Annotated in this window: 27 protein-coding genes; 20 read left to right on the plus strand and 7 right to left on the minus strand. The window is 32.4% G+C overall.

Features of this window, described 5'->3' with window-relative positions:
• Nucleotides 1–4 precede the first annotated feature (4 nt).
• The 3 genes from fliW (at nt 5) to DZ68_RS0109235 (ending at nt 3,726) form a co-directional block, all read left to right on the plus strand.
• Nucleotides 5–373 carry a flagellar assembly protein FliW gene (gene fliW, locus DZ68_RS0109225; RefSeq protein WP_024788309.1) on the plus strand — a complete coding sequence of 123 codons (369 nt, stop codon included), beginning with the start codon at nt 5–7 and terminating at the stop codon, nt 371–373.
• A gap of 28 nt (nt 374–401) precedes the next feature.
• A complete protein-coding gene (locus tag DZ68_RS0109230; RefSeq protein ID WP_024791050.1) occupies nt 402–2,426 on the plus strand; it encodes an ATP-dependent helicase in 2,025 nt (674 codons plus the stop codon).
• Nucleotides 2,427–2,523: 97 nt separating this feature from the next.
• Nucleotides 2,524–3,726, plus strand: a complete 1,203-nt coding sequence (locus DZ68_RS0109235) for an MFS transporter (protein ID WP_024788311.1) — start codon at nt 2,524–2,526, stop codon at nt 3,724–3,726.
• Here the strand turns inward: DZ68_RS0109235 and DZ68_RS0109240 are convergent.
• A complete protein-coding gene (locus DZ68_RS0109240; RefSeq protein WP_024788312.1) occupies nt 3,712–4,050 on the minus strand; it encodes a NifB/NifX family molybdenum-iron cluster-binding protein in 339 nt (112 codons plus the stop codon). The two genes, DZ68_RS0109235 and DZ68_RS0109240, sit on opposite strands and share 15 nt — an antisense overlap.
• Nucleotides 4,051–4,068: 18 nt before the next feature.
• The gene (locus DZ68_RS0109245) at nt 4,069–4,797 is read right to left on the minus strand and encodes an NAD-dependent deacylase (protein ID WP_024788313.1); all 729 of its coding nucleotides are present in this window, start codon (nt 4,795–4,797) and stop codon (nt 4,069–4,071) included.
• A gap of 39 nt (nt 4,798–4,836) precedes the next feature.
• On the opposite strand from DZ68_RS0109245, the gene DZ68_RS0109250 reads away from it, so the two are divergent.
• Nucleotides 4,837–5,076 carry a hypothetical protein gene (locus DZ68_RS0109250; protein ID WP_024788314.1) on the plus strand — a complete coding sequence of 80 codons (240 nt, stop codon included), beginning with the start codon at nt 4,837–4,839 and terminating at the stop codon, nt 5,074–5,076.
• On the opposite strand, the gene DZ68_RS0109255 is transcribed toward DZ68_RS0109250, so the two are convergent.
• Nucleotides 5,073–6,083: an NAD(P)-binding domain-containing protein gene (locus DZ68_RS0109255; protein WP_024788315.1), complete on the minus strand. Its 1,011-nt coding sequence runs from the start codon at nt 6,081–6,083 to the stop codon at nt 5,073–5,075. The two genes, DZ68_RS0109250 and DZ68_RS0109255, sit on opposite strands and share 4 nt — an antisense overlap.
• 208 nt (nt 6,084–6,291) lie before the next feature.
• On the opposite strand from DZ68_RS0109255, the gene DZ68_RS0109260 reads away from it, so the two are divergent.
• The 7 genes from DZ68_RS0109260 (at nt 6,292) to DZ68_RS0109290 (ending at nt 14,238) form a co-directional block, all read left to right on the plus strand.
• Nucleotides 6,292–7,527, plus strand: a complete 1,236-nt coding sequence (locus tag DZ68_RS0109260; protein WP_024788316.1) for a glutamate-5-semialdehyde dehydrogenase — start codon at nt 6,292–6,294, stop codon at nt 7,525–7,527.
• A gap of 102 nt (nt 7,528–7,629) precedes the next feature.
• Nucleotides 7,630–8,532 carry a phosphatase gene (locus tag DZ68_RS0109265; protein WP_024788317.1) on the plus strand — a complete coding sequence of 301 codons (903 nt, stop codon included), beginning with the start codon at nt 7,630–7,632 and terminating at the stop codon, nt 8,530–8,532.
• A 60-nt stretch (nt 8,533–8,592) separates the two neighbouring features.
• Entirely contained in the window at nt 8,593–10,290 is a 1,698-nt protein-coding gene (locus DZ68_RS0109270) for an acetolactate synthase large subunit (protein WP_024788318.1), read from the plus strand.
• Nucleotides 10,287–10,748: an acetolactate synthase small subunit gene (ilvN, locus tag DZ68_RS0109275; protein WP_024788319.1), complete on the plus strand. Its 462-nt coding sequence runs from the start codon at nt 10,287–10,289 to the stop codon at nt 10,746–10,748. Before DZ68_RS0109270 ends, ilvN begins: the two co-directional genes overlap by 4 nt.
• Nucleotides 10,749–10,851: 103 nt before the next feature.
• On the plus strand, nt 10,852–11,820 hold the full coding sequence (gene lpxD, locus DZ68_RS0109280; protein ID WP_024788320.1) for a UDP-3-O-(3-hydroxymyristoyl)glucosamine N-acyltransferase: 969 nt from the start codon (nt 10,852–10,854) through the stop codon (nt 11,818–11,820).
• 82 nt (nt 11,821–11,902) lie between these two features.
• Nucleotides 11,903–13,075 carry a cysteine desulfurase family protein gene (locus DZ68_RS0109285; RefSeq protein WP_024788321.1) on the plus strand — a complete coding sequence of 391 codons (1,173 nt, stop codon included), beginning with the start codon at nt 11,903–11,905 and terminating at the stop codon, nt 13,073–13,075.
• 197 nt (nt 13,076–13,272) lie between these two features.
• Entirely contained in the window at nt 13,273–14,238 is a 966-nt protein-coding gene (locus DZ68_RS0109290) for an iron-sulfur cluster assembly scaffold protein NifU (protein WP_024788322.1), read from the plus strand.
• A 6-nt stretch (nt 14,239–14,244) separates the two neighbouring features.
• Here DZ68_RS0109290 and DZ68_RS0109295 read toward each other — a convergent pair whose 3' ends face one another.
• On the minus strand, nt 14,245–15,804 hold the full coding sequence (locus DZ68_RS0109295) for an L-aspartate oxidase (protein WP_024791052.1): 1,560 nt from the start codon (nt 15,802–15,804) through the stop codon (nt 14,245–14,247).
• A 42-nt stretch (nt 15,805–15,846) separates the two neighbouring features.
• Here DZ68_RS0109295 and DZ68_RS10560 point away from each other — a divergent pair, with 42 nt between their 5' ends.
• From DZ68_RS10560 to DZ68_RS0109315, 4 genes are read left to right on the plus strand one after another with little or no spacing between them, the layout of a single operon-like run.
• The gene (locus DZ68_RS10560; RefSeq protein WP_024788324.1) at nt 15,847–16,518 is read left to right on the plus strand and encodes a plasminogen-binding N-terminal domain-containing protein; all 672 of its coding nucleotides are present in this window, start codon (nt 15,847–15,849) and stop codon (nt 16,516–16,518) included.
• Between the two features lies 1 nt (nt 16,519).
• Nucleotides 16,520–17,902, plus strand: a complete 1,383-nt coding sequence (locus DZ68_RS0109305; protein ID WP_024788325.1) for an FAD-binding oxidoreductase — start codon at nt 16,520–16,522, stop codon at nt 17,900–17,902.
• 44 nt (nt 17,903–17,946) lie between these two features.
• Nucleotides 17,947–18,702 (plus strand): exodeoxyribonuclease III, encoded by a 756-nt coding sequence (xth, locus tag DZ68_RS0109310; RefSeq protein ID WP_024788326.1) that lies wholly within the window; start codon nt 17,947–17,949, stop codon nt 18,700–18,702.
• Nucleotides 18,703–18,711: 9 nt separating this feature from the next.
• Nucleotides 18,712–19,287 carry a DedA family protein gene (locus tag DZ68_RS0109315; RefSeq protein ID WP_024788327.1) on the plus strand — a complete coding sequence of 192 codons (576 nt, stop codon included), beginning with the start codon at nt 18,712–18,714 and terminating at the stop codon, nt 19,285–19,287.
• Here the strand turns inward: DZ68_RS0109315 and DZ68_RS0109320 are convergent.
• The 3 genes from DZ68_RS0109320 to DZ68_RS0109330 are packed head-to-tail and all read right to left on the minus strand — an operon-like array spanning nt 19,280 to nt 21,616.
• Complete coding sequence (locus tag DZ68_RS0109320) at nt 19,280–20,182, minus strand: hypothetical protein (RefSeq protein ID WP_024788328.1); 903 nt, start codon at nt 20,180–20,182, stop codon at nt 19,280–19,282. The two genes, DZ68_RS0109315 and DZ68_RS0109320, sit on opposite strands and share 8 nt — an antisense overlap.
• The gene (locus tag DZ68_RS0109325; RefSeq protein ID WP_024788329.1) at nt 20,169–20,453 is read right to left on the minus strand and encodes a Dabb family protein; all 285 of its coding nucleotides are present in this window, start codon (nt 20,451–20,453) and stop codon (nt 20,169–20,171) included. Before DZ68_RS0109325 ends, DZ68_RS0109320 begins: the two co-directional genes overlap by 14 nt.
• Nucleotides 20,450–21,616, minus strand: coding sequence for a pyridoxal phosphate-dependent aminotransferase (locus DZ68_RS0109330; protein ID WP_024791053.1), 1,167 nt, complete (start codon nt 21,614–21,616; stop codon nt 20,450–20,452). The genes DZ68_RS0109325 and DZ68_RS0109330 overlap by 4 nt, the downstream gene beginning before the upstream one ends.
• 87 nt (nt 21,617–21,703) lie before the next feature.
• On the opposite strand from DZ68_RS0109330, the gene ppk2 reads away from it, so the two are divergent.
• The 5 genes from ppk2 to DZ68_RS0109360 all read left to right on the plus strand — a co-directional run bounded on the left by ppk2 (nt 21,704) and on the right by DZ68_RS0109360 (nt 26,289).
• Nucleotides 21,704–22,612, plus strand: coding sequence for a polyphosphate kinase 2 (gene ppk2 / locus DZ68_RS0109335; protein ID WP_024788331.1), 909 nt, complete (start codon nt 21,704–21,706; stop codon nt 22,610–22,612).
• 508 nt (nt 22,613–23,120) lie between these two features.
• Nucleotides 23,121–24,059, plus strand: coding sequence for a DNA adenine methylase (locus tag DZ68_RS0109345; RefSeq protein WP_035907623.1), 939 nt, complete (start codon nt 23,121–23,123; stop codon nt 24,057–24,059).
• Entirely contained in the window at nt 24,031–24,927 is an 897-nt protein-coding gene (locus DZ68_RS0109350; RefSeq protein ID WP_024791054.1) for a type II restriction endonuclease, read from the plus strand. Before DZ68_RS0109345 ends, DZ68_RS0109350 begins: the two co-directional genes overlap by 29 nt.
• Nucleotides 24,924–25,457 (plus strand): hypothetical protein, encoded by a 534-nt coding sequence (locus DZ68_RS0109355; RefSeq protein ID WP_024791055.1) that lies wholly within the window; start codon nt 24,924–24,926, stop codon nt 25,455–25,457. Before DZ68_RS0109350 ends, DZ68_RS0109355 begins: the two co-directional genes overlap by 4 nt.
• Nucleotides 25,450–26,289: a site-specific DNA-methyltransferase gene (locus tag DZ68_RS0109360; RefSeq protein WP_024788334.1), complete on the plus strand. Its 840-nt coding sequence runs from the start codon at nt 25,450–25,452 to the stop codon at nt 26,287–26,289. Before DZ68_RS0109355 ends, DZ68_RS0109360 begins: the two co-directional genes overlap by 8 nt.
• Nucleotides 26,290–26,619: the final 330 nt, after the last annotated feature.

Genomic DNA, 26,619 nt, shown 5'->3' on the forward strand with positions numbered 1-26,619 from the left:
AATGATGAAATTTTCAGTTAAAAAACCGATTTTTGGATTTGAAAAAATAAACGAAGTGGAACTTCAAAAGATTGATGAAACGTTTGCAGTTTTAAAAGATGTTAAAGGGAATGTTTTATTTACATTGATTAATCCTTTTATTTTAAAAAATAATTTTGATTTTGAAGTGCCAAACGATGTAAAAGTACTTTTGGATTTGAATGAAAATTCTGATATAGAAGTGTTTTGCAATGTTGTAATGAAAGAGCCTATTACAGAAGCGGTTGTTAATTTTAAAGCCCCTTTTATTTTTAATAAATCAAACAAAACCTGTTCCCAGATTATTTTAGATAATGAAGGTTATGCAAAAATAGGAGAATTTATAAAAGAATAATAGTATAATTCCACCAAAAAGGGTGCTTTTGCCTTTATCGAAATTAAATAAAGAACAATTTGTCGCCGCAAGCGCTCCGCTTGGTCATAATTTGGTAATAGCGAGTGCCGGTACGGGAAAAACTTCAACAATTATAGGAAGAATCGCATATCTGCTTCAAAACGGTTTAAAACCGGAAGAAATACTGCTTTTAACCTTTACAAACAAAGCCGCAAATGAAATGAAAGAAAGGGTTTCTCGCTTTATTCCGAGTGCTAAAAATATTGAAGCAGGAACATTTCACGCCGTAAGTTACAGATGGTTAAGGAAATTAAATAAAAATATAGTATTAAAAACACCTAAAGATATGAAGATTTTATTCCGTTCTATTTATGCAAAAAGGGATTTTAACAGAATATTGGGGGAAGAAAAGCCTTACAGCGCCAATTATCTTTTTGAACTTTATTCTATGTTTTTAAATTCAAATGAAGAAAATTTTGAGAATTTTTTAGAAAAAAAAGCACCCAGCCAGCTTGAATATTCAATTGTTTATGAGGATATATTTGAGGAATATGAAGAAATTAAAAAAAAACATAATCTTGTTGATTTTGATTCATTGTTAATATATATGATTAATGAGCTCAAAAACGGAATTGAAAATCCATATACGGAGGTATTGGTTGATGAATACCAGGATACCAATCCCCTACAAAACGAATTTATAGAAAATGTTAAAAAAAATCTTTTTTGTGTCGGGGATTACGACCAGAGTATTTATGCTTTTAACGGAGCGGATATTAATATTATTTCCACGTTTGATGAAAGATATGATGATGCAAAAATTTTTACACTGACGAAAAATTACAGAAGTTACGGGGAAATTTTATCAATTGCAAATAAAGTGATAGCCTATAATCCGAGAGTTTATCCAAAAAGTTTGGAAGTGACAAGGGGATATTCGGGAGAATTTCCAAAAGTATTGATTTATAACGATACGTTTGAGGAATACAGAGACTTAGCAAACAGGATTTTAAATTCCACTACTAAAAAAGACGAAACAGCGGTACTTTTTAGAAACAATTCATCGGCAGATGCAATAGAAGCTATTTTAAGAGAAAAAGGAGTTGAATGCAGGAGAAAAGGCGGGGTCGGTTTTTTTGAATCAAAAGAAATCAAAATAACCCTTGATATGTTATATTTTATTTTAAATCCCAAAGATATTATGTCTTTTATTCATATAGTAGAAAATGCAAAAGGAATAGGAAATTCCATCGCAACCGATTTATTTGAGGCTTTGAGTGTTTTGGGAAACGGAAATGTGATAGAAGGGTTTTTAAAACCGGATTTGAATAAAAAAATATTTACAGCAAAAAAGACATCTTATCAGTTGGGTCTTTTTGATGATTTTATAGAACTGGGGAGTTTAAGCAGATTTAAAAATTTGGGATTTGAGGAAAAATTTTTGGAAAATCCTATTTTAAAACATCCCAAACTTGGAATTGAAGGGGCCGAATTTTTATATAATTTTTATCTGTTTTTAAAAAGAATAAAAATTTTAAAAAACCCACATTCTATTTTTAATGAACTTATTCGTTCCAAAATATTTGATCATATAATTTCAAATTTGGCAAAAGAGCGTTCCCGTGACAAAAACGGAAAAATAGATACAGCTTTGTATGACGAAAAAAAAGATGCAATAAAAAGAAAAGTGGAAATTTTAAAAAATTTACTTAAAAATTATTCATCATTGGAAAAATTTATAAATGCATTGGTGCTCGGGGGAAATGAAATGAGCGAAGGCAGGGGTGTCAATTTATTAACGGTGCATGCAAGTAAAGGATTGGAATTTAAAGAAGTTTATATCGTGGATTTAATGGAAAAAAGATTTCCGAATATCAAACTTTCAAAACCGGCAGGGGGAATTGAAGAAGAAAGACGCCTTTTTTATGTAGCCGTAACAAGGGCGAAAGATAAACTTTTTTTTATGCTGGCAAAAAGAGACAGAATTAAAAATATACAATACGCTCCAAGCAGATTTTTAAGTGAGGCGGGATATAATATAAGTGAGTGGTGAGTGGTGAGAGGTGAGTGGTGAGTGGTGAGTGGTGAGTGGTGAGCCTGCCCGGCCGATTGAAAAGCGGCGGGGTGGTGAGTAAATATGAAAGGAAATAATGAATTATAAAGAAAATAATATAAAAAATATACTGCACGGATTTTTTTTGGCAGTTGCAATGAGCGTGGCCGAGCCTTCGACTATTTTACCTCTTATTGTCCACCATTTTAGCCAGAGTGTTATACTCGTGGGTATTTTTACTTCTCTTTTAAGGGGAGGGGCGATAATTGTTCAGCTTTTTGCGGCTTTTTATGCACAGAGTTATAAAATAGTAATGCCTTATATGAGAGGTGTTTTTTTTGTAAGGTTTTTAAGCTGGTTTTTAATAGGTGTTGTAATTTTATTTATAGGAGATAAAAATCCTTCTCTTACATTGCTGCTTTTCGGAATACTTCTTTTTGTTTTTTCTTTTTCGGCAGGATTTGGGGCTGTGTATTTCAGTGAGATAATAGCAAAAATTTTTAATAAAACCGAGCGCGGTAAATCAATGGCAAACAGACAGTTTTTTTCCGCCGTAGGTGCAATTATTAGCGGCGGGATTGCAGGATGGGTGCTTAATACATTCGAGGCGCCTCAAAGTTACGGATTTCTTTTTATGGTAAGTGCTTTTTTGTTCGGTATAGGTGTTTTTGCATTTTCAACCATAAAAGAACCTGTTAAAGAAAATATAAGAATTAAAGAAGAGAGTTTTTTTAAATTTTTGAAAAATTCATATATTTTTTTAAAAACGGACAAAGCACTTCAAATTCAGATATTAACTATTCTTTTAAGTTATTCTGTTTTATTTGCGCTTCCTTTTGTAATTTTAAAAGCCAAAAGCTCCATACATTTAACCGGCTGGATTGTGGGAAGTTTTGTCACTATACAGATGTTTGGGGCACTTTGCGGCAATATAGTCTGGAAAAAACTGGCCCCTTTTTATAAGAAAATTATTTTATCTTCTTATACATTGGTAATTACGGCTTTTATAATTGCAATGTTTGCTAAAAATATTGTAAGTTATGCTGCTGTTTTCTTTTTAATAGGTTTTGCAATGGACGGGTTTAAAATAAGCGGTATGAATCTGCTTTTTGAAATAGCCCCTGAAGATAAAAGACCCATATATGTGGCAATTCAAAACACAATAACTTCAATAGGGCTCTTTTTTGCCATCCCGGGAGGAATAATCCTTAAATATTTGGGATACAATGTTTTATATATGTTTAGTATTTGTATGCTTTTAATAGGTCTTTTATTTGCAACAAAATTAAAAGCCGAGTAATATATCCTCTATTTTGTCTGAATCGGTAATTTTATATTTTATTGAGAAAATTTCCAGATTATCGAGCATTCCCTCTCCTAAACTTTTTGCAATTAACATTTCAATGCCGAATGATTTTAAATATTTTGGAATTATTTCTCCTGTATGAAGGCCGTTTTCACCGCATTCTTTTTTCTTTATTTTTTCTTTTTTTACAATTTCAAACATAGGGTTTTCTATTAATTTTCTTATATTTGTATCAGTGTCTATTATAAGAAAATATTTACAAAAAGGAATATATTCGCAAATGGTTTTTTCATTTGAAGTAGGAATGGCGATTTTCATTTTTTCCCTTTTTTGATGTTATATTAGCAGCTTTTGTAATTTTTCACAAGCTTTGGTTGCTTTTAGAGGAATATAAATATTTGTTATAGTATTGGTATAAGTTGATTTATCCGGATTTATTTCAATAATTTTAGCACCGTTTTCTTTTGCTAAATAAGGTATCTGACTTGCAGGCATTATTTCCCCTGTTGTTCCGATAATAATCATTAAATTGCACTTTTGGGCAAGTTCTATGGATTTTTCAAATGCTTCTTTTGGTATAGGCTCAGAAAAAAATACGAAATCCGGTTTTAAAATTCCTCCGCATTTTGGACAGAGCGGCGGTAATTTATCCAAAGATATTTTATTTGAATCATATTTTGTTTTACATTTTATGCATTCCAGTTTTTTAGTAGTGCCATGAAATTCAATAACATTTTTGCTTCCTGCATCTTGGTGCAGATTATCTATATTTTGTGTAATTATACCTTTTAGTTTTCCCAAGTTTTCAAGTTTTGCAAAGCAGTAATGGGCAATGTTCGGTTTGGCGTTATACATATAATCGTAAAATATTTCTTTTATGTATTTCCAGCTGATATCAGGATGATTTAAAAAGAAATCCATATCCAAAATTTCAGGATTATATTTACTCCATAAGCCGTTTGGCCCTCTAAACGGCGGAATACCGCTTTCAACAGATATACCCGCACCTGTGAACGCAACTGTGTAATTGGAAGATTGAATTAATTCTGCCGCCTTTTTTAGCATTTTGTCTCCTTATGATATAATTTCTAAAAAAGGATTGATATGCTGAAAGATTTTATCAAAAAAATGACCGAATGGGCTTTGGAAAAAGAAGAAGAAGCTGCAAAAGAATGTACCATACCAATGGAGCAGATTGAAAAAGAGTTAGAAATCTTAAAAGAAAAAAGAGACGAACTTAAACAAAAATGTGAAGAACAGTTAAATGAATTAGATGAACTAATAAAAAGAGTAAATAAAATCAAATCTATAGAAATTTTAAAATGCGTTGCCAAAAAAAATTAAAGTTTTTTGGCTATATCTTTGAGAGCAAGATGTGCATGGTTAAATGCCAAAGCTATACTTCCGGCACTTGTAACAACATCTCCTATTGTATATAATCCTTTTATATTTGTTTCCATTGTTTCGGGGTTATAATGAGGCTCACCCCATTCATTTAGTTTAATTCCGCTGTTTTTTAAAAAATCTACCGGGCTTGTTCCGCCTAAGGCATAAACAACTCTGTCAAAAATTTCGCTTGTAGAATCTTTATAATTTACTTTTACTCTTGGAGGAGTGACATCATCATTTTCCACAGGTTCCACGCTTTCTATATCCACACCAAGTTTTGAATGAATTTTCCCTTCGTTTATATATTTTTCAACCATATCTTTATTTGTAGGGTTCATTCTGGTAATTTTATCTCTTCTGTAATTTAATGTGACATCGCATCCGATATTCATATCCACAAGGCCGTATGCGTACTCCCCGGCTGTATCTCCGCCACCGACTATCAAGACTTTTTCACCAGGTTGTACTTTATCAAGGTTAAAATTAAGTCTTGGTCTTATAGCTCCCGGGAATTTATAAGCCGGTTTATTCGGTTTTCCCATTCTTCCTATTGAAATTATTACATTTTTTGTAAGAATTGCTCCGAGTTCATGGTCTGTCGCAACGGCAAAAATATCATCACATATTTTTTTAACTGCATATACATGGTGATTATAATAAAATCTGCCTTCGATTTTATTCTCTTTTATTTTTTTGTCCATCTGGGCTAAATATTCTTCTTTTGAGCATTCTTCAAAAGTTACGTTTCCGATAAATTCAAATTTTTTACCCTGCCAGTCTTTGTCAACTCTTTTCCCCGGTTTATAGAATTTTCTAATCATGTCGTTATGATTGTCGGCTTTTTCCACAATCATAAATTTATTTATACCCGCAAGTTTTGCTTCTATAGCACTTGCCACACCTCCGGGACCAGCTCCTATAATTATTAAATCATATAATTTATCACATGAATTTTGAGGCATTTATGCTCCTTTTTTTTTCTTTTATTATAACTCAATTGTTTATCAATGTTTCAAATATTCTCAATTATTAATTTTTATGTGTAAAAAAGTAACGGTTTTTAAAAAGTAATATATTTTTAAAAATTTAATGAATAAATATTCATTATTTTACGGGCTTTTTTTATTAAATTTTTAATTATGGTAAAATAATATATAAAAAAGGATTAATATGGAAGAAGTGTTACAAAAAGTAAAAGAAGCAAGCAGAATAACGGCAACCTTAAAAGCGGATATAAAAAGAAAAGTTTTAAAAGAAATGGCTGATGAAATTGAAAAAAACAAAGAAAAAATAATAAATGCAAATAAAAAAGATTTGGAATATGCTCAAAATGCCAAACTTTCAAATGCACTTATTGATAGACTTTTATTGAATGAAAAAAGAATAAAATCAATGGCTGGGGCACTCAGGGATATTGCCAAATTAAAAGACCCTGTGGGAAGAATAATTGACGGTTGGGTTTTGGATAACGGCCTTAGGATTGAAAAAGTAAAAATTCCCATCGGTGTAATAGGTATAATTTATGAATCCCGTCCAAATGTTACAAGCGATGCCGCAGCACTTTGTTTTATGAGCGGAAATGCATGTATTTTAAAAGGCGGAAAAGAGGCTATGCATTCAAATATAATTATTATTGAGCTACTTCAATATGTTTTGGAAAAAAACTCACTTCCAAAAGATGCAATTTCCTTAATACCGGATTACAGCAGGGGAGGGGTCAGCACTCTTATAAAACAGGATAAATTTGTAGATTTAATTATTCCAAGGGGAGGGGAAAAATTAATAAAATTTGTAAGTGAAAATTCAAAAGTTCCAGTAGTCAAACACGATAAAGGTCTGTGTCATGTATATGTCCATAAAGATGCTAAATTGGATGAAGCTATAAATATATGTATAAACGCAAAAGTCCAAAGACCGGGCGTTTGTAACGCAATGGAGACATTATTAGTGGACAAAGAAATTGCAGGAAAATTTTTGCCTAAAATAAAAGAGGCAATGGAAAATGAAGGGGTTGAGCTTAGAGGTTGCGAAATTACATTGGAATATATTGATATAAATAAAGCCACAGAAGAAGACTGGTTTGCAGAATATTTGGATAAAATACTCTCAATCAGAATAGTTGATAATGCAAAAGATGCGATTGAACATATTCAAAAATACGGTTCAGGGCACAGTGACAGTATTATAACAGAAAATTATTCCGTGGCGGAAGAGTTTTTAAACAGGGTTGACAGTGCCTGTGTATATGTGAATGCATCTACCAGATTTACAGACGGGGGTGTTTTCGGATTTGGGGCAGAAGTAGGTATTTCAACAAACAAGCTTCACGCAAGAGGCCCTATGGGGATAGATGATTTAACAACATATAAATATAAAATTTACGGAAACGGGCAGGTTAGGGAATAGTGAAAATGGTGAAAGTCTGCCCGGCCGCTTGAAAAGCGGCGGGTTGTGAGTGTGAATTATGAGTGATGAATTTTGAATTATAAATTAAATTGAAAGGTAAAAATGATAGCAATTGATTTAGGAAGTAACACTATTAGGGCTATTAAATATGATTGTGCTACAAATGAAAAGCTGAAAGAATTTGAAAGAATTATAAAAACAGCCGACAGGCTGGTTGAGACAGGCCAAATCTCCGACGAGGCAATAAATAGGATTATAGATGCTATTAAAGATATAAAAAAAAGATTTGGTGAAGATAAGATAAAAGCTGTGGCGACGGAAGCTTTAAGAAGCGCTAAAAATAAAGAATATGTGTTAAATAAAATAAAAGAGGCAACAGGTGTGGAATTTGAGATAATCACTCCTTTTGAGGAGGCAAATTATACGGCGGTTGCGGTAGAAAACTGTTTAAAAAAATGTGGATTTGAAAATGAAAGATTTTTTTTGATTGATATAGGTGGAGGCTCTACCGAATTTATATTAAAAAATAAAGACAATATAATGGCTGAAAGTTTTAAATTAGGGATTGTAACTTTTACACAAAAATATAAAACACCTGACGCAATAAAAATAGCCGTTAAGAAAAAGGCCAAAATTTTTAAAGATTTTATAGACCTTGCATTTTCAACATACAAAAAACCAAAAAATTTTGTTGCAAGCAGCGGAACCCCGACTTCCATAGCGGCTTTGAAAAAAGGTATGAATTATAATACATACGATCCGGAAAAAATAAATGGAACTGTTATAACTTTGGCGGATTTGGATTATTGGGCAGATAAACTTATGAAAATGGAAATGAAAAAAAGAGAGAAATTAGTGGGTGTTGGCAGAGGTGATTTGATAATTACCGGAATTTATATATTCAGGGAAATTTTCAAACTCACCAAATACAAAGAATGTATAGTGTGTGATGACGGTGTGAGAGAAGGAGTTGCAATAAGTGAATGTAAAATGGAAAATAAATGATGGAAAATGAAAAGTGTAAAATTAAAGAAAATTGATATAATTTCATAAAAAAGGCAGTAAATGAAAATGACGGGTGCTCAAATGGTAATAGAAAGTTTGATAAAAGAAAATGTTGAGGTTGTTTTCGGATATCCGGGCGGGGCAATAATGAATGTATATGACGAAATTTATAAACAGAAATCTTTTCAGCACATTTTAGCCAAACACGAACAGGGTGCCGTTCATATGGCAGACGGTTATGCAAGGGCAACGGGTAAAGTAGGGGTTTCAATGGTTACGAGCGGTCCGGGAATTACAAATGCCATTACAGGAATTGCCACTGCATATGCAGATTCTATTCCTCTTGTAATTATTTCGGGGCAGGTTCCCACCACGGCAATTGGGACCGACGCTTTTCAGGAGGTTGATGCTGTCGGAATTACAAGACCTGTCACAAAACATAACTTTTTAGTAAAAAACGTAGAAGATTTAGCATATGTTATTAAAGAAGCTTTTTATCTTGCAAGAAGCGGAAGACCTGGACCTGTACATATAGATATTCCAAAAGACGTAACCGCCGCCAAAACATTTTTTAAATATCCTGAAAAAATAGATTTAATAACTTATAAACCTACATATAAAGGCAATGCAAGAGCCATTAAAAGAGCGGCTGATGCTATAAAAAAAGCAAAAAAACCTGTATTTTATATAGGCGGTGGTGCAGTACTCAGCACAGCGGCTGATATTATAAGAGAAATAGTCAAAATAACAAAAATACCGGCAGTCGAGACATTAATGGCAAGAGGTGTTTTGAGATTTGACTGTCCGTTTCTTTTAGGAATGGTTGGAATGCATGGGACATTTGCTGCAAATATGGCTATGAATGATGCCGATTTGATAATTTCCTTAGGGGCCAGATTTGATGACAGGGTTACAGGAAAAATAGACGAATTCGCTAAAAATGCAGATATTGTTCATATTGATATAGACCCCAGTCAAATAGGTAAAGTGGTTAAGACCAAATATCCTATAGTAGGGGATTTAAAATTAGTACTCGAAGATATGATGCCGTTTTTGGTAGAGGGTGTAAAACCTGAAAAGTTTGAAGAATGGCGCGAAATTTTAAACAGATATAAAGAACTTTACCCTTTGGCTTACAATGACAGCGATGAAGTAATAAAACCTCAATGGGTAATACAAAAAACCGGTGAAATTGTTCCCGAAGATGTAATAATTACTACCGATGTTGGTCAGCATCAGATGTGGGCTGCCCAGTTTTATCCGTTTACAAAGCCAAGACAGATGATTACAAGCGGAGGTTTGGGAACAATGGGATACGGTTTTCCGGCAGCGCTTGGAGCTAAAAGAGGGGTTAAGGAAAAACTGGTTGTTAATTTCAGCGGTGACGGAAGTATTATAATGAATATCCAGGAAGTTTTAACAGGATACAAATATAATCTGCCGGTAATAAATATTATTTTGAATAATAATTATCTTGGAATGGTAAGACAGTGGCAGAGTATGTTTTATAATGACAGACTTAGTGAAACCGATTTAAGCGATGTTCAGGCCGATTTTGTAGAACTTGCCGAGAGTATGGGCGCAGTAGGTTACAGGGTTAGTAAAAAAGATGAATTTATCGATGCATTAAACGACGCTTTAACTCAAAATAAAGTGGCATTTATTGATGTTCAGGTTGACAGAAGGGAAGATGTGCTTCCAATGGTGCCGCCTAACAGCCCTCTTAAAAATATGCTTGTATTTAAGGAAGACAAATGAAAAGAATAATATCTGTAATAGTTGAAAATGAACACGGAGTTTTGGCAAGAGTGGTGAATATGTTTGCTGCAAGGGGATATAATATTACATCATTGACAGTAGCCCCGATTCCAAACACCGAGTTTTCAAGAATGACAATAATGAGTGAAGGTGATCCAAAAGTATTTGAACAAATTGTTAAACAGCTTTATAAGTTGATTCCGGTTTATAAAGTAATTGAAAGCAGTGATTTTATAGAAAAAGAAATGACAATGGTTAAATTTTCGATAGAAAACAATCTCTCAGATATCGATGCACTTGCCAGATGTTATAACGGAAGTATAAGCAATGTCGGGGAAAAGCATGTGATTGTAAGTGTTGTTGACAGACCCGAGAGAATTGATAATTTTTTAAAGGCAATTAAAAGATTTAAACCTGTTGATATTGTCAGAAGCGGTGTCAGTGTAATTGAAAGATAAAATAGTGAGTAGTGAATAGTGAATATAAAGGATAAAGAAATAATAAATAACGGATATGAAAAAATAAAAATAGGAAAGTAAAAATATGGCAAAAGAATGTAAAATGGCAAATGAGATTAAAGAGTTTAATTTAAAAGAAATATGTAAATATTTGGATATTGACTGTCCGGACAGTGATAAAAAAATTATTGGAATAAATACTTTGCATGACGCAGGGAAAAATGAAATAAGTTTTTTGGAAAATAAAAAATATGAAAAATTTTTAAAAAATACAAAAGCGGGGGCTGTTTTAGTAAGAGAGGAAGATGCCAAAAAATTACCTCAAAATATAATTCCTTTAATTACAGAAGAACCGTATTTAAAACTGGCCCTTCTTACAAAATTGTTTGTTTTTGCCCCATGGGAAAACGGAGGATATCAGATAAATAAAGATGCATTAGTGGACAGTTCCGTTAGGATTGGAAAAGGTGCAAGAATAGGCAAAAATGTTGTAGTTATGCCAAATGCCGTAATAGGCCCTTACGTTGAAATAGATGAGGGAAGCACAATTTACCCGAATGTAACTATTTACAGGGATACAAAAATAGGTAAAAACGTAACAATTCACGCAGGAAGTGTTATAGGAAGCGACGGATTTGGATATGCGCATACAAAAGAAGGAAAACATATAAAAATATATCATTTGGGAAAAGTTGTAATAGAAGATGATGTTGAAATAGGGGCAAATACCACTGTTGACAGAGCGGTATTTGGTGAAACACTGATAAAAAAAGGTTCTAAAATAGATAATCTTGTTCAAATAGGACATAACTGTGAAATAGGCGAATATTCCATTTTGGTTTCACAAGTCGGGCTTTCAGGTTCTTCCAAACTTGGAAGAAATGTCATAATGGGCGGACAGAGTGCAACCGCCGGTCATCTTGAAATTGCTCCGTTTACTACAATTGCAGCAAGAGGAGGTGTTACAAAAACTATAAAAAATCCCGGAATTTACGGAGGATTTCCTTTAATGCCCCATAAAAGCTGGTTGAAACTGCAAGCAATTCTTTCAAAACTTCTAAAAAAAGATTGATTTTTTATTTTTTTTGATATATGTCAATTTTTTTTTACCTTCTTTATATTACAATAAGAAAAACTTATAATAAGGGTGTAAAATGAAAGTATATTTGGATAATAATTCCACAACACCAATGGATGAAAAAGTAAAAAAGATATATTGCCAAAGCAGCGATATTTTCGGGAATGTAAATGTTATTTATGATTTGGGAATAGAGGCAAGAGAGGCCATGAACAAAGCATATGACATTATTTATCCCGGAATTGGCGCAAGTGACGAAGACGATATTTTAATTACCTCTTCCACAACGGAGGGAAACAATGCCGTTATTAAAACTTTTTTGGATGCCTATCTTAAAGGAAGTGAAAAAAAACATATAATTACAACTATTGCAGAACACAGCTCAATAAAAGCGCCATGTGCTTATGCAAAAACTTTGGGGATGGAGGTTACATATCTTTATACCGATGAAAACGGAAGAATAAGGCTTGATGAACTGGTTGATGCAATAAGAGATGATACTGCTCTTATTAGTGTATTATTTGCAAGTAATGAAAGCGGTGCGATTCAACCTATTAAAGAGATTGGAGAAATAGCAAAAAAATATAATATCCCTTTTCACTGTGACGGAGCCCAGGCTATAGGAAAATCGAGGGTTAATGTAAGAGAACTCGGAGTTGATTATTTTACATTTTCGGCTCATAAATTTCACGGACCAAAAGGAATTGGAGGATTATATATTAAAAAAGGCGCTCCTTTTGTCAATTTGATACACGGGGGAAATCAAATGGGAGGAAAAAGAGGAGGCAGTGTATACTTAAACGGAATGGTTGCAATGGCTGAAGCTTTAAGATTGGCAAATGAGCATTTGGATGAAATGTACACAAAAGTTTCTTCACTCAGAGATAAACTTGAAGATGCAATTTTACAAATTCCTGACACTAAAACATATGTAGATAAAAAACAGAGGCTTCCAAACAGTGTAATTGCATCATTTAAGGGAATTGAAGGTGAAGCTATGCTATGGGATTTGAATTTAAATAAAATATATGCTGCAACAGGAAGCAGCTGCTCAAGTGAAAGGCTTGAAGGAAGCGAAGTGCTTGAGGCTTTGGGGGAAGACCCTGAAATAGCACATACCGGTATAATTTTTTCATTAAGCAGATTTACGACTGAAGAAGAAATAGATTATGTAATAGAAAAGTTACCAAAAATTGTTGAGAGACTAAGAAGCATATCAATGTCATATGCCAAGGTGAAACCTAATTAATAGTGAGTAGTGAGTAGTGAGTAGTGAGCCTGCCCGGCCGCTTGAAAAGCGGCGGGGTGGTGAGTAGTGAATGGAAAAGCGAATTTATTCGCTAATAATTATATGAGACTAAAGCCTTATCTCCAATATGAATATGTTTTAGAAGTTACGAATTTATTCGCACAAATTGAATTTAAATTTTTATACAAGGAGTAATAATGGGTAGAAACGATTTAATAACCGGAAATGTCTGGGAACAGTATTCAAATAAAGTGATTGAAAGAATGAATAATCCGAAATTTTTGGGAGAATTCAGTGAAGAAGACGCTAAAAAAAGAGGGGCAAAATTGGTGGTTGCCGATTTTGGAAGTGAAGCGTGCGGGGACAGTGTAAGACTTTACTGGCTGGTTGATCCTAATACAGATAAAATAATTGATGCGAGATTTAAATCTTTCGGATGCGGAACGGCGATAGCCTCTTCGGATATGATGACAGAACTTACCATCGGTAAAACAGTGGATGAGGCTATGAAAATTACAAATCTGGATGTTGAAAAAGCATTGAGGGACGAACCGGACAAACCCGCATTTCCACCTCAGAAAATGCACTGCAGCGTAATGGCGTATGATGTAATTATTGAAGCGGCGGCCAAATATAAAGGTGAAGATGCAAAAAAACTTAAAAACAGTGAAATAGTCTGTGAATGTGCAAGGGTTACAAGAGGAGAAATCGAAGAAATAGTAAGAAAACATAATGTAAAAACTATTGAAGAGCTTCAAAAATACACTGACGCCGGTACATATTGCAAAAGCTGTGTAGCACCCGGGGGACATGAAGAAAGGGATGTTTATCTGGTGGATATTATAAAAGAAGTACAAGAAGAAATGAAAAAAGAAAAACTTCAAAAAGGGGCTGAGTCTCAAAAATTTGAAGATATGAGTCTGGTTAAAAAAATTAAAGCGGTTGAAGAGATACTTGATAAAAAAATAAAACCGGCTTTAGCAATGGACGGAGGAAGTCTGGAACTCATTGATGTAAAGGAAAACGGCGATAAATTTGAAGTGTATGTAAGATATCTCGGGGCATGTGCTTCATGTGCCAGTGGAATGGTTACTTTGATGGGAATTGAAGAAGAATTGAACAAAAGTTTAAATACAGATAAAATAAAAGTTATACAAATATAGGAGGATTTAATCCTCTAATTTTGTAATTGTATGGTGGTTAAATGAGAAGTCTTGTTCTGGGAAGTCAAGTCTAAAGTGCGCACCTCTGCTTTCTTCCCTGTAAAGTGCCGCTTTTGCCAAGGCTTTAGAAATATCAATTGCATTTACACATTCCAATTTTTCTTTTAAATTTGAATCTTTTTCATCATTTTCATTTAAAGTATTTTTGATGGTTTTTAATTTTTCGAGTGCTTTTTTTATTGCATATCCGTTTCTTAAAATACCTACTTTTTTAAATAACAGTTCGCCTATTTCATGTTTTATTTTTTTTGCATCTATTTTTGTGCTTTTTAATTTGTTTATTAATTCTATGTCTTTTTGTATTGTATCATCCGGTATGTCGACAAATGTTTTTTGCCTGAAAGAATATTTAACGGCTTCGTATCCTGTGATTTTTCCAAATACAGCCCCTTCACTTAAAGAATTGCCTCCAAGCCTGTTTGCACCGTTTACACCGTTATTTCCCGCTTCTCCGGCATAAAAAACACCTTCTATGCTTGTAAAACCGAATGTGTCCGTTTTAATACCCCCCATGGTATAATGGGCTAACGGATTTAAAGGAATCGGCTCTTTGCTTATATCTATTCCTTTTAGTGATTTAACTCTTTTTTTAAGATTAATAAGCTTTGTATTTATTATCTCTTCATCTATCATTGTCAAGTCCAGATATACTTTTTTGCCTTTATTTAATTGTTTTACTATTGCACGGGTAACAAAATCTCTTGTATTGAGTTCATCTACAAATTCTTTCCCGTCGCTGTTTATAAGTTTTCCTCCCTCCGCTCTTGCAGCCTCGGAAATTAAATAGTTTGTCCCTTCAAGACCAGTCGGATGAAATTGTATAAATTCCAAATCCATAGCTTCCAGCCCGGCTCTAAGCCCCATTGCTACTCCGTCGCCCGTTGCATCTGTAATATTTGTAGTATATCCTCTGTAAAGCCCCGCATATCCTCCTGTTGCGACTATAACCGCTTTTGCTTTTATTATTTTTATTTCTTCATTGGTTTCATCTAAAAATGTGGCCCCTGCAACTTTCCCATCGTTTATTAATAAATTAATTGCAAAATGATTTGTAATACTCGGAATATCAAGTTCTTTTATTGTTTTACTCAGTGCTTTCATAATTGCGGGACCTGTAGCATCGGCTGAGAAACATGTTCTTTTGAATTTTGTTCCGCCAAAGGGTCTTTGGGCAAGTCTTCCATCGGGAAGTGTGGTAAAAGGAACTTTGTATTTTCTGTGCAGATTTCTGATTACCTGAGGGGCGTTTTCGCAAAAAATTCTGACTGCTTCTTCTTCCGCCAGTCCTATACCGCTTTTTAATGTGTCTTCTATGTGATGTTCAATTGAATCTCCGTCTTTCATATTATTAAGAGCGGCGTTTATTCCGCCTTTTGCCATAAATGAATTGTTGGCCATTGGGGATTTTTTTGTAACAATTGCAACATTGCTTCCAAGTTCTTTTGCTTCAATGGCAGCCATCATTCCTGCAATTCCGCTGCCAATTACCAAAATATCATATTGCATCAGTTTCCTTTTTGATATAATTGTACCAAAAAAAGGTTTTTAATGAAGAGGATTTTAATCTTATTTGTTTTAATAAGCTCTTTAATGGGTTATGAAGTTACAATTAAAAGTATACAAAATGATAAAATAAGTGTAGACAAATATGTAAAAAAGGGCGTAAGTGGAATAGTTTTGTGTCCTTATGAAAATAAAAATATAATTTGTGCGAAGGCCACACTTTTTGGCACCGAAGGTAAATTAAGTGTTTATGATAATTTGGAAAACGACTCTTTCGCTCTTCCTGTAGCCATACCAAAACCCGGTGATAAAATCATCCTGGCAAAAAATTACAACAGAATAATGATTATCGCCCCAAATCAGCAAAGTTATTTAAAAGCCAAAGAGTTATTTAAAAATAAAACACTGATTTCTCCTGATATTTTTGCGACATTTTTGGAAGAAAATCCGACTAGGGATGATTTTATAAATTTTGCAAAAAAGATGGATATAGGTTTGTATGCTTTTGTTTTGGATAAAATATATCTTGTGGATTCATACAGCTTTTATGCCATAAAAGAGTTTTCAGCTGAAAAAAATTATAAATACACCGAGCCTTTTTTTGTAACCTATCCAAATTTTCATATAGAGGGAAATGTTTTTTCAAAAGTTAAAAATCTGTTTAAACAAAGTATCGGTTCGTATGCCAAATATTACAAAAGTTTAATAAAGGAATAAAATGATTGAAAGCAGACATATAGAGAATTTAAAAAACATTGTGGGTGATGATGATATCAAAACAGACAAAGCTCATTTAAGGGCGTATTCCTATGATGCCACAAAAGAACATTTTTACCCAGATGCGGTAATATTTCCTGAAAATGAAAAAGAAATAAGTGAAATTTTAAAATATTGCAATAATAATAAAATAGCTGTAATTCCAAGAGGTGCGGGAAGCGGATTTACAGGCGGGGCGCTTCCGGTAAACGGAGGGATTATACTGGCTGTGGAAAAATATATGAATAAAATAATTGAAATTGACGAAAAAGATATGGTTGCTGTTGTACAGCCTGGTGTTATTAATTCAGAGCTTCAAAAAGAAGTGGAAAAAAGGGGTCTTTTTTATCCGCCGGATCCCGCAAGTATGGATTATTCCACAATAGGCGGAAATGTGGCTGAAAATGCAGGCGGGATGAGAGCTGCAAAATACGGACTTACAAAAGATTATGTAATGTGTCTCAGGGCTGTTTTACCAAACGGGGATATTATAAGGGCAGGGAAAAGGACAATAAAAGATGTAGCCGGATATAATGTGGCGGGAATATTAATAGCAAGCGAAGGAACTTTGGCCGTATTGACGGAAATAACGCTGAAACTGCGTCCAAAGCCTAAAATGAAAAAAACATATATGGGAATTTTTGAAAATGTGGTAGATGCAATGAATGCCGTTTATAAATCCCTTTCATCCGGGGCTGTTCCTGTTGCCATGGAATTTATGGATTCTCTTGTTGTAAAAGCGCTGAGGGAAAAATTAGGGGTTAATCTGCCTGAATGGGCCGGGGCTTTACTTGTAGGCGATGTTGACGGGAATGTCGAGGAAGAAATTGATTATCAATTAAAAATTTTGGAAAAATCATTTAAGCAAAACGGGGCTAAAGAATTTATTGCAACGGCAGATAAAGAAAAATCAGAAGAAATATGGTTTGCAAGAAGGAATGCAAGTCAGTCTATTACAATATACGGAAGTAAAAAATTAAATGAAGATATATCCGTTCCAAGGAGTAAACTTCCGGATGCACTAAAAGGAATAGAAGAAATAGGGAAAAAATATAATGTAACAATTCCCTGTTTTGGGCATTCCGGGGACGGAAATATCCATGTAAATGTAATGGTTGACGGTGAAAATGAAGATGAGGTTAAAAGGGGTTATAAAGCGGTGGAAGAAATTTTTAAACTTGTTATTTCACTTGAGGGTACACTCAGCGGGGAGCACGGAATAGGTCTTAGCAAGGCTCCTTTTATGAAACTTGCATTCAGTGCGGCTGAAATGAATCTGTTTAAACGAATAAAAAATGCATTTGATCCAAACGGAATACTTAATCCTGGTAAAATGGGAATATAAAATAGTGAGTAGTGAGTAGTGAGTAGTGAGTAATAAGGAGTGAAATGAAATTATGTACTTTTAATGTAAATTCTATAAGACAAAGAGAAGAAATTGTAAAAAATATTATAAATGAATATAATGTGGATGTTATATGTATGCAGGAAATTAAAACCGAAGAGGATAATTTTCCAAAATTCGACAATATGCACTGCATTATTCACGGTCAAAAAAAATTAAACGGTGTGGCGACATGCAGCGTTTTTGAAATTGAAAATTATCAAAAAGGTTTTGAGGGAGAACTTAGCGAATCGAGATTTATTTATACATTGATTAATAATATTCATATTATCAATATTTATGCGCCTCTGGGAGACAATTACGGCGAAAGGTTTGAATATAAAATTTATTTTTATAATAAACTGTTTGAATTTTTGAAACGATTTGATTTAAACAAGCAAAAAGTTTTAATATGCGGTGATTTCAATATATCACATACATCTCTTGATGTCTGGGACGAAGAAATCTGGGACGGTGAAGTGACCCATTTACCAGAAGAGAGGGCAATTTTGTCTAAATTTTTAGACAGCGGATTTATAGATGTTATAAGAAAAAAACATCCTAATGAAAAAGTCTTTTCATTTTACGATTACAGAGGCGCCGCGGTTTATAAAAACGAAGGGCTCAGGCTTGATTATATATTGGTGAGTGAGCCTCTTTTTGAAAAATTTAAAGATGTGGAAATTTTAACCGAAATCAGGCGAAAAAGAAAACCGACTCCATCTGACCATGTGCCGTTAGTTGCAGAATTTGATATTTAAAGGTTTAGGTTGTTAAATGAAATAATAAACTTTTTGGTGAATTTTGCTCATTCTTTAGGATATATAGGTATTTATTTTTATATGCTTTTAGTCGGCACTTTTATACCGGTTCCAAGTGAGCTTGTTTTACTGCCGGCCGGATATCTTGCGGCAACAGGTAAAATGAATCTGATCAGTGTTTGGTTATGCGCTGCACTCGGCAGTTTAAGCGGCGCTCTTGTAAATTATTTTTTGGCAAAATTTTTGGTAAATAAAATCTTAAAAGACAAACCTGTAATAGAAAAAGTAACAAAATTTTGGAAAAATCATGGAAAAATTTCCGCCTTTTTAGCTCCTCTTACTCCCGGACTTGGACAGTATATTTCTATTCCCGCCGGTTTATCCCATATGCCGCTTAGATGGTTTATTCCTCTTACTTTTTCGGCAAATCTGATATGGACCGGATTTTTAATAATGGTAGGTTTTTTATTTGGAACCGGAGAAAAAGCGCATAAAAGTGCTGTCTTCGGAAGTTTGATTTTACTCGGAAGTGTGATAATTATAGCCACTGTTTATGTGTTCAGTGAACTGAAAAAGACTAAATAAATCTTTTTATGTCTTCTCCGGAATATATAATAATTTCAGCTTTTATATTTTTAAGTTTTTTTTGAATCAATTCAGTTAGTCTTTTTTGTGTTTTATTTAAGTCCATTTTTTCAGGTTCTATAAAAATTATTACAATTTTATTTTGATAATGATAAATTTTGTCACTTCTTCTTATATTGTTTTTTAATATTTTAGAAATTTCTTTTATCGTCTTTTCAGAGGGGATATTCTCAGAAATAATTTTCAGCAGTGCAAAATTTTTCCCGTATCTTTGATATCTGTTTTGCAAAACATTAAGAGTTTCTTCCAGATGATATAAATTATAAAGTTTACTTACAGGATTTTTAAGTGTTTTTATATTCAGACTTTTACTTATTACACTGTAAACAATATAAATACTCACAAGTGTTGTAAGTACTGAAATTATGGATATTAAAATTATAAAAAACAGAATTTTTTGTGTTTTATTCTCCATTGCCTTTGCTATATAAATTACAAGAGGGTCTGCCGTTTCCCAGCTTTGTTCGCTTAAAATATATAATTTGTTTTTATTTTTAGTTTTTTTTATTTTTTCCCAGTTGTTTTTTAAACTGTAAAAATTTTTCTTAAAAAAATCCATAGCTTCATATGGAATGATGTCTTTATAGATGTTTTCAACATCTGAATATTTATTGTCAATATATTTTTTTACGTCTTTGATTTTTTCTTTATCTTTTCCTATCAGCGCAAGTTTGCAGTATCTTTGTGTTCCTCCCCTTATTTGCCCCAGTTCATTTATAATGTATGCATTTTTTATTTGATTGTTTTGTACTAAATATATTACAGAAAAAGAATTAACAAGAATAACTAAAAAAATAAAAAAAAGAAGAAAAATTATTGTTTTAGTGTGTTTCATAATCCACAACTCTTCTTTCGAGTATAAAAGGCTTTATGAAATCAATGATTTCCAAATGTTTTGGATGTGTGGCGTAAATTTTTAAATCTTCAATGTTTTTCACTTCGGTAATTACGCAAAAATCACTGGAATTTTCATCAAATTTTATATCAATTCCCACTTCTATATGTTTAATTTCTTTAATCAGATTTTTTAAATTTTCTATTTGTTTTTTAAACTCCAAAAGGGGGGCATTTTTTTTTGTTTTAAAAATAACTACATGTCTAATCATAATATTTCTTTTACAAATTCTTCTATTCTTTTTATGCCTTTGTTTATAGTTTCAAAATCGGTTGCAAATGAAAATCTGAAATATCCCTCACTTCCGAATCCAAGTCCCGGAACCACGGCAACGCCTTTTTCTTCAAGCAAATCAAGGGCAAAATTCATTGAATCGTTTACAATTTTTTTATGATTTACAAAAATATAAAAAGCGCCCTGCGGTTTTATGGCACTGAGCCCCTCAATTGAATTGAAAGCCTCGTATACAAAATCTCTTCTTCTTTTAAATTCATTTACCATTTTTTTTATATCTTCGTCTGCTTTTCCAAGAAGTGCCGGAATAGCCGCTTTTTGTGTTATTGTGTTTATATTTGATGTGCTTTGTGATTGAAGGGTTATCATTTTTTTTACAAGCTCTTTGTTTTTACTTGCACAGTATCCGAATCTCCAACCCGTCATTGCATGGGATTTAGACAGGCCGTTTACGGTAACAGTTCTTTTATACATATCTTCATTTATACTTGCTGCTGCAACAAATTCCCCTTCATAAATCAGTTTTTCATACATTTCATCACTTATAACCCAGATATTCGTTTCTTTTAAAACTTCGGCAATGGCACTTAATTCTTTTTTTGAATATATACTTCCTGTGGGATTACTCGGAGATGTAAGCATTAATGCCTTTGTCTTTGGTGTAATTGCTTTTTTTAACATATCAGGCGTTATTTTAAAATTTGTTTTTTCATTTGTCTGGATTATAACAGGTGTCCCTCCATGATATTTTACAAGCTCGGGATATGTAACCCAGTAAGGAGCCGGGATTATTACCTCGTCACCTTCATCCACAATAGCTGCAAATATGTTAAAAAGGGATTGTTTTGCCCCGTTGCTTACTATTATTTCATCCATTTCGTAGTCCAAATGGTTATCTCTTTTCAGTTTTATTTTTATAGCTTCCAAAAGTTCCGGAATTCCGGCAACATTTGTATATTTTGTAAATCCTTCGGTAATGGCTTTTATTGCTTCATATTTAATAACTTCAGGTGTGTCAAAATCAGGTTCTCCCGCACTGAAAGCCAAAATATCCCTGCCCTGGGCTTTTAGTTCCCTTGCTTTTTGGGAAATTGCTATTGTTAATGAGGGAGAAAGTTTTTGTATTCTTTTACTGAACATTATATGCCTTTTTTTAACAAAATTATAGCAAATTAGGATAAATTGTGTGCTATAATAAATAAAAGATATTAAATAACAAGGAGAAAAATGAAAACGATAATGCAGAGTTTAGAAGAGCTTAAAAAAAATATTGAAAATCCGGAATTAAAAACAAAAATAAATTTGGTTGAAGATGCATTTAGAAAATTAAGGACAAAATCCGGTCTCAGCGGGCTGGTTAAAAAGAAAAAATTAAGAAAAATTTTAAAAACAGTTGAATATGAAGAGGAATTAATAAGATTACAAATAGAACTGATTAAACTTCAAAACTGGGTTTTTGAAAATAAAAAAAGAGTTATGATTATTTTTGAAGGAAGGGACGCCGCAGGAAAAGGCGGAGCTATTAAAAGATTTGCCGAGCATTTAAATCCAAGAAAATACAGGGTTGTGGCTCTTCCAAAACCTACAGAAGTTGAATCGGGGCAGTTTTATTTTCAAAGATATTTCAGACATTTGCCGGATCCCGGTGAAATAGCTTTTTTTGACAGAAGCTGGTACAACAGGGCGATTGTTGAGCCTGTTTTCGGATTTTGTACAAAAGAGCAGTATGAAAAATTCATCAGAGAAGTCCCGGAAATGGAAAATGCCCTAATAGATGACGGAATCATATTAATTAAATTTTGGTTTTCTATTTCAAAAGAAACCCAAAAAAGAAGATTTGAAGAGAGAATGAGGAATCCATTAAAACAGTGGAAACTCTCTCCTGTTGATAAAAAAGCCCAGGAGCTTTGGGATCAGATAACATATTATAAAGAGGAAATGTTTTCCAAAACACATACCAGCTATTCGCCTTGGATTATTGTAAATTCCAATGATAAAAAAACCGCAAGGTTAGAGAGTATCAGATATGTGCTTTCCCAGATTCCTTATGAAGGTAAAGAAAAGGCAAAAGTTTCACTCCATCCTGACCCGGATATAGTCCAAAGATATCACAGAAAAAATATTCAATTGGATTAATCAGCGGTTTTTAAGGGCTTCTAAATAATCCCTGTATTTTTTTTCTATTTCCTCTGATTTCCTCAATTTTAGAAAAATAAAAATATAATTTATAAGCATTTTGTGAGGTAAAACTTAAAAAGTAGGTGTTTCATTTACAGAAAACAGGAATAAAACACTCTTTTTCCTATTTTGGATTAGCAAATGAGATTTACCTACATCTGGGATGAAAATGAATTTGATTTTTGCTTTTTTTTATGATATATTTGTTATATTAAATAATAGTAAACTTTTATAGACACAAAAGTTTACCGATGATGAAATTTATATTCATGTAAGTACAAAAACCTTTTAGAATAAAAATAATTCATTTGACAGTTTCTTTAGGAGAATGCGAGATATGAATAAAAAAACAAAAAATAACGCTCATTTAGAGGGAAGCATATACAAACATTTTGCTTATCTTTCTAATAAATCATATCTAAACAGTTTGAATATGAACAAGTTAGGCACAATAAAAAAAACACAGATGGATAATATAAAACAAATAGATAAAATAGTAAAACCGTTTATAAAATGGGCCGGTGGGAAAACACAATTATTAGATGAAATTAATAATCTAATTCCTGATTACATTAAACAAACTCAATTTACATATATTGAGCCGTTTGTTGGTGGAGGTGCTGTTCTGTTTTGGATTTTACAAAAATACCAAAATATTAAAAAAGCGATAATCAATGATATAAATGCAGATTTAATCAACGCTTACAAAACAATAAAAGAAAATGTTGAAGAATTAATATCCATTTTAAAAATATGGGAAAAGGAATACCATTTGTTAAAAGACAAACCCGAAGAAAAAAAAGAATACTATTATACAAAGAGAACTTTATTTAATAGTAGAAAATCTGATAAAACAATTCAAGCGGCACTGTTTATATTTCTTAATCGAACTTGTTTTAACGGTTTATATCGTGTTAACAGAAAAAATGAATTTAATGTGCCAATTGGAAGTTATAAAACACCAATGATTTGTGATGAAAAAAATTTAAGAGCCGTAAATAAAGTTCTTCAAAAAGTAATTATATTAAACGGTGATTTTGAAGAAACGTTGAAATATGCAAAAGGAAATACACTGTTTTATTTCGATCCACCTTATAAACCTTTAAGCAAAACATCAAGTTTTAATTCTTATGTAAAAGATGAATTCGATGATAACGAACAAATAAGGCTTGCTAAATTCTGTAAAAAAATTGATTTACTCGGATATCAATGGATATTAAGTAATTCAGATGTTAAAGGAAAAGATTCAAATAACAATTTCTTTGATGAGCTGTATAGTGAATTTAAGATAAAAAGAGTTTTAGCAAGAAGGAATATTAACTCAAAACCAAATAAAAGAGGAGAATTAACAGAATTGTTAATTACAAATAATGCTTATGAAAAAATTATGTCAATTGCTCAATAAAACAGAAGATGAACTTTTTGAAGAGATTACATCATCTTTTAAAGATAAGATTACACAATGGGATTATTTTGTAAACTGGAAAAAAGTTTTACAAAATATTGAGCCCATTGAAAAAGAACTGAATTTACTTAACTACCTTATTGGCAAAAAGAAATTACACAAAGAAACAGTTGATTTATTGCTGAAATACCCCGAAACAATTAAAGCAATTCCTTTGCTTCTTGCAATTAGAGACAAATCGTTGGAGGTCTTGATAGATACAAGAAATTTTATTTATCGAGAATTTAATTTTTCAAAGAAAAGTTATTCAAAAGATGAAATAAAAATATTTTCTGATTTCATATTAAAAAGTGGTTTGGGAGAGCTTTTAAAAGATAAGAAAATTAAGAATTTGGTTGATTATGCAACCGGTGTTGAAGTCGGTTTGGATAGTAATGGCAGAAAAAATCGTGGAGGAACTTTAATGGAAAATATTGTGGAAGAGTTTGTAAGAGATACAACAAAAGAATTAAACATTAAATATATGCCACAAGCGACCGCAAAGAAAATTAAAGACAAATGGAATATTGATGTTAAAGTTGATAAGTCATCAAGAATTATTGATTTTGCTGTTAACAAAAACGGTAAGCTTTATTTTATCGAGGTTAATTTTTATGGTGGCGGGGGTTCCAAACTTAAATCTACTGCAACTGAATATATTAGAATGAATGATTATTGGAACAACCAAGGCATTGAATTTATTTGGATAACCGATGGAGCCGGCTGGAAATCAACTTTAAAACCATTGAGAGAATATTTTGATAAAGCGGATTATCTTTTGAATTTGGAAATGTTAAGAAACGGAGTATTAAAAAGGATATTGGAATGAAAAAAAACTACTACACACATTCTGTTGATTTAAAGAAAATTGAGATAAAAAATAAATCACGAGAAGAATTTGTGAAAATTCTTGAAAAAATAGAATACCGAGGTTATGAAGTCGAACAATTAAAAAATGGAAATAAAATTGTTATTACAAAACCTGGTGGAAAGACAGTTTACGGACGACCTAAAAAAGAAGACTTTCTCGTTTTTATTTATAATCCGAAAGAAAGTGGATTATGGCAAATAACACATAAACAGATATTCCAAGATATTGAAGAAAAATCGCAAGAGAATAAAAAACTCACTATCGAACTTATTGATTTATTAGAACGAGTAAAAAATGGTGAAGAACCAAATGAATTTATAGAAGAAATTGACCTATTAAAATTTAATACTGGAGAAAGTCCAGAAGCTCTGTTAAAGGCTTATAAATGGATTTGGGGGCAAGAAGATGTAAACTATCCAAATGGTGAAGGACGTGAGATGTCGTGGAAAAGTATTGAAGAATTTAGAGAAAAAATTAAAAATGATTAAATCTTATTTTAAATCAAAAGATAAAAAATTTATCTTATTACACGGAGATGTATTTGAATTATTACCGCAATTTGATTTCAAGTTTAATATGGTTTTTGCCGATCCGCCATATTTTTTATCAAACGATGGTTTAACCATAAAAAACGGGAAAATTACCAGTGTTAATAAAGGGAAATGGGATAAATCTAAAGGTTTTGAATATATAAATGATTTTAACCGCAGATGGCTAAAACTTGTTCGAGATAAAATGAAAGATGACGCTACTATTTGGATAAGTGGCACTATGCACAATATTTTTAGTATCGGACAGATTTTAACAGAATTAGATTTTAAAATTCTTAACATAATTACTTGGCAAAAAACAAATCCACCGCCAAACTTTTCGTGCCGTTATTTTACACACTCAACAGAACAAATCATCTGGGCGAGAAAAAATACAAAAGTTCCACATTATTTTAACTATGAATTGATGAAAGAAATCAACGCTGGTAAACAAATGAAAGATGTTTGGACATTACCAGCCATAGCAAAATGGGAAAAATCGTGCGGAAAGCATCCAACACAAAAACCGTTATCCGTATTAACAAGAATAATTCTTGCTTCAAGTAAACGAGGAGATTGGGTTTTAGATCCATTTACCGGAAGTAGCACTACCGGAATAGCTGCAAATTTGTTAGAAAGGAAATTTTTGGGAATTGATATTGAGGATGAATATCTTAAAATAAGTAAAAACAGAAAACTTGAAATAGAAAACAAACAAATCTTTAATAAATACCACAACAAATTACAAAACTTTATAAATATCAAAAAATTCACAACCCTCAACTCTTAAAAGGTAATTAGGTCTTAATGTCAATTCATATCAGAAAAAAATAGTTTTATTTTTTCTGCTTATTCTTTTGTGTTCTAAATTTGAATAGGAAGAAGTCTATACATCTTTTGAAAAAGATGTCAATAAGAGTATCCGGATATAGTGGCCCCATCAAAAAAACTGTGTAAATCCTAATATAGATGTTGAGAGATGATAAAATAAAAAAATAAAAGTAAAGGATTTACACATGAGTATTTTAAACATTGAAGAATATAAAAGAAGATTAAAATCAGGAAATCCAGTGACAATTGAAGAGCTTGAAAATGAATTAAAAAATTTAATCAAAGAGAT

The sequence above is a fragment of the Lebetimonas sp. JS085 genome, assembly GCF_000523295.1.
Lineage (GTDB): Bacteria > Campylobacterota > Campylobacteria > Campylobacterales > Nautiliaceae > Lebetimonas.